Annotated in this window: 6 protein-coding genes; all 6 read right to left on the bottom strand. The window is 28.3% G+C overall.

What is annotated here, in order from left to right:
• Positions 1-480 carry a phage virion morphogenesis protein gene (locus AJ885_RS07595; protein ID WP_052800544.1) on the bottom strand — a complete coding sequence of 160 codons (480 nt, stop codon included), beginning with the start codon at positions 478-480 and terminating at the stop codon, positions 1-3.
• Positions 467-658 (bottom strand): hypothetical protein, encoded by a 192-nt coding sequence (locus tag AJ885_RS07600; protein WP_021358120.1) that lies wholly within the window; start codon positions 656-658, stop codon positions 467-469. Before AJ885_RS07600 ends, AJ885_RS07595 begins: the two co-directional genes overlap by 14 nt.
• 42 nt (positions 659-700) lie before the next feature.
• Complete coding sequence (locus AJ885_RS07605) at positions 701-1138, bottom strand: hypothetical protein (RefSeq protein ID WP_070280526.1); 438 nt, start codon at positions 1136-1138, stop codon at positions 701-703.
• Positions 1135-1314 (bottom strand): hypothetical protein, encoded by a 180-nt coding sequence (locus AJ885_RS07610; RefSeq protein ID WP_002864977.1) that lies wholly within the window; start codon positions 1312-1314, stop codon positions 1135-1137. Before AJ885_RS07610 ends, AJ885_RS07605 begins: the two co-directional genes overlap by 4 nt.
• Positions 1315-1427: 113 nt before the next feature.
• A complete protein-coding gene (locus AJ885_RS07615; RefSeq protein ID WP_052858069.1) occupies positions 1428-1850 on the bottom strand; it encodes a YopX family protein in 423 nt (140 codons plus the stop codon).
• Positions 1847-2119, bottom strand: coding sequence for a hypothetical protein (locus AJ885_RS07620; RefSeq protein WP_070281035.1), 273 nt, complete (start codon positions 2117-2119; stop codon positions 1847-1849). The genes AJ885_RS07615 and AJ885_RS07620 overlap by 4 nt, the downstream gene beginning before the upstream one ends.
• Positions 2120-2187: the final 68 nt, after the last annotated feature.

The raw sequence follows: 2187 nt of genomic DNA on the forward strand, positions 1-2187 counted from the left end.
TTATTTTAAAGTCTGCTTAAACAAAGTCCAAAGCATATCCTTAGTTTCTTCTTCCATTGCTCTGGCTACTCTTTTGTTTATATTTAAATTTTCATCGATGGGTAAAAAAGGTCTTGCTATTACATTTTTAGAGCCAAATTGATGCACTCTGGCATACGCAAAGCCTTTATAGGTGGCATTAAGTGCTACAAAAGCTCTATCATTTTCCACTCCACTATGTAAAGAGCTTTGCATAGAGCCTGTTGCAAAAAGCTTTTTAGTATGCATGATCTTTTGTGCTTTTCTTGAATTTAATGTACTTTGCTTTAAAGGTGCCCATTTTTTAGCATTAGAGTCTTGTTCTTTTTCTAGATTTTCTTTGCTTTCTTTATAAAGTGTTTCAGCAATTATTTCTTTTAAGATAATCTGCTTTTGTTCGTTTTCTAAATTTTCACATTTCTTTAAAAGATTTTCAAGACCCTTTAATTCAAAGCGTTTCATCAAAAAGTCCTTTTTGAGTTTCTTTTATATAGTATTTTGCCCAATTGTCTACTTTTATAAGTTCAATAGACATAAAAGTGTATCCGCACTTAATACATCTTCTAAATCTTTCATTGGTGTCTGATTTTATAGTTTTTAAAACTTTAGTTTTATCATTCGCACATCTAGGACAGATCAAAATAAATCCTTTAAAAAAGCTTTTAAAGGATTATATCTATTTTTAATTATTTTTTTTAGTTTTAACAATCTTTTCTAAAACTACAAGCATTATAGTGCAGTCTTTTTTGCTAAGAGTTTCAAGAGAGTATATATCTTTTTTTAAAGTTTTTTTACAAAGTTTGTAAAAACTAAAAATAGGCATTTTTGTTTGTTTTAATAAAGCTTTTAAATAAAAAAATTGTTTATTAGAACTAGCTTTTTTAAGCATTAATCTACCCTTAAAATCAGGTACGAAGTTTATATCATCTTTAATTTTACCATCAAAAATATCAAGCAAGATTTTAAGTTCATCTATGCTTAAATCTTTTGAGCTTAAAACCTCAAATCTTAAAGCTAAAAAATCTTGCCAAGCATTATTTTCTTTATAATATAAATACTCTTTGTGCATGTGTATTTTAGCTAGAAGTTGTTTTCTAAGCATTGCTTGTTTAGGACTCATAGCAAACCTCTTATATAGAGTTCTTTTTTTAAAAAGCTTCTACTAAGCCCACTTACACGAGAGAGCTTGGCTATATTTACTTTGCCATTTTTGTGTTTATAAAAGCCATTTTCATCATTTAAAACATCTTTTAAAAGTGTTTTAAAAGCCCTTAAAGCACCATTTCTTTTACTCATCTTTTCTTTCCTTGCTAAATAAAACTTAATCAAACCCACTAATTAGTGAGTTTTGTTAAATTTTTGGCTTTTTTTAACATATTTCATTTTTATGTTAAAATTTTTAATATTTTTTAACATTTCAAAAGTTCAGGATTCTCGTGGATATTGCCGATGATTTCGGTATCATATCCTTCATCTTTAACTAAATAAATTAAAGAGCCTATGTAATCTCTACTTTTACTCTCAAGATAAAAAGTCCCTTCTTTATGAATGCCAACTTTTGCCAAAAAGCAATCGTATGGACTTTTAGTTTTAACGATATCCCCTTCATAAATCTTTTTGCCATGTTTATCATATAAACCAGTCCAAAGTTCGATTTCGATATCATCATACCAACTTTCAAGAAACTCGTGTTCTCTATCTTCATAAACAAGCAATACACCTGCTTTTATTTCTCCGGGATTATGATTAAACTCAACAAGGCATGGATTGTTTGTTATGTAATGTTTTTCTTGTATATTCCAAATCCTAAAATCAAAATCTTGTAGTTTCATTTGTTACCTCCATTTATACTTTTAGCAACTTCTTGCCACTCTTCATCGCTTTTAAACTCATTATTAAGTTCTTTTAAAAGTTTAAGTACTTCATCATTAGACAAATTAGAAAGAATAGCTCTTATTCTTTCTAATGGCTTGATATCCTTATGGATAATTCCAAAGAATTCCTCTTGCTCTTTTGTGCTTAAATCTTCAAAAAGTTTAGCCAAATCATGAGCGTAAAAATCTTCTAAATCACTCGCATCTATGCTTACATTGACATACATTTTTTATCCTTTTGTTTTAAATTAAGTTTTAAAAACTTAATCAAATCCGCCTTAGCGGACTTGTTAAA

This window comes from Campylobacter sp. BCW_6464 (genome assembly GCF_001762775.1).
Taxonomy (GTDB): Bacteria; Campylobacterota; Campylobacteria; order Campylobacterales; family Campylobacteraceae; genus Campylobacter_D; species Campylobacter_D jejuni.

Excerpts from the sequence above, each read along its gene's own strand:
- AJ885_RS07595 (WP_052800544.1), bottom strand. The coding sequence starts at position 480 with ATGAAACGCTTTGAATTAAAGGGTCTTGAAAATCTTTTAAAGAAATGT.
- AJ885_RS07605 (WP_070280526.1), bottom strand. The coding sequence starts at position 1,138 with ATGAGTCCTAAACAAGCAATGCTTAGAAAACAACTTCTAGCTAAAATA.
- AJ885_RS07615 (WP_052858069.1), bottom strand. The coding sequence starts at position 1,850 with ATGAAACTACAAGATTTTGATTTTAGGATTTGGAATATACAAGAAAAA.
- AJ885_RS07620 (WP_070281035.1), bottom strand. The coding sequence starts at position 2,119 with ATGTATGTCAATGTAAGCATAGATGCGAGTGATTTAGAAGATTTTTAC.
- AJ885_RS07610 (WP_002864977.1), bottom strand. The coding sequence starts at position 1,314 with ATGAGTAAAAGAAATGGTGCTTTAAGGGCTTTTAAAACACTTTTAAAA.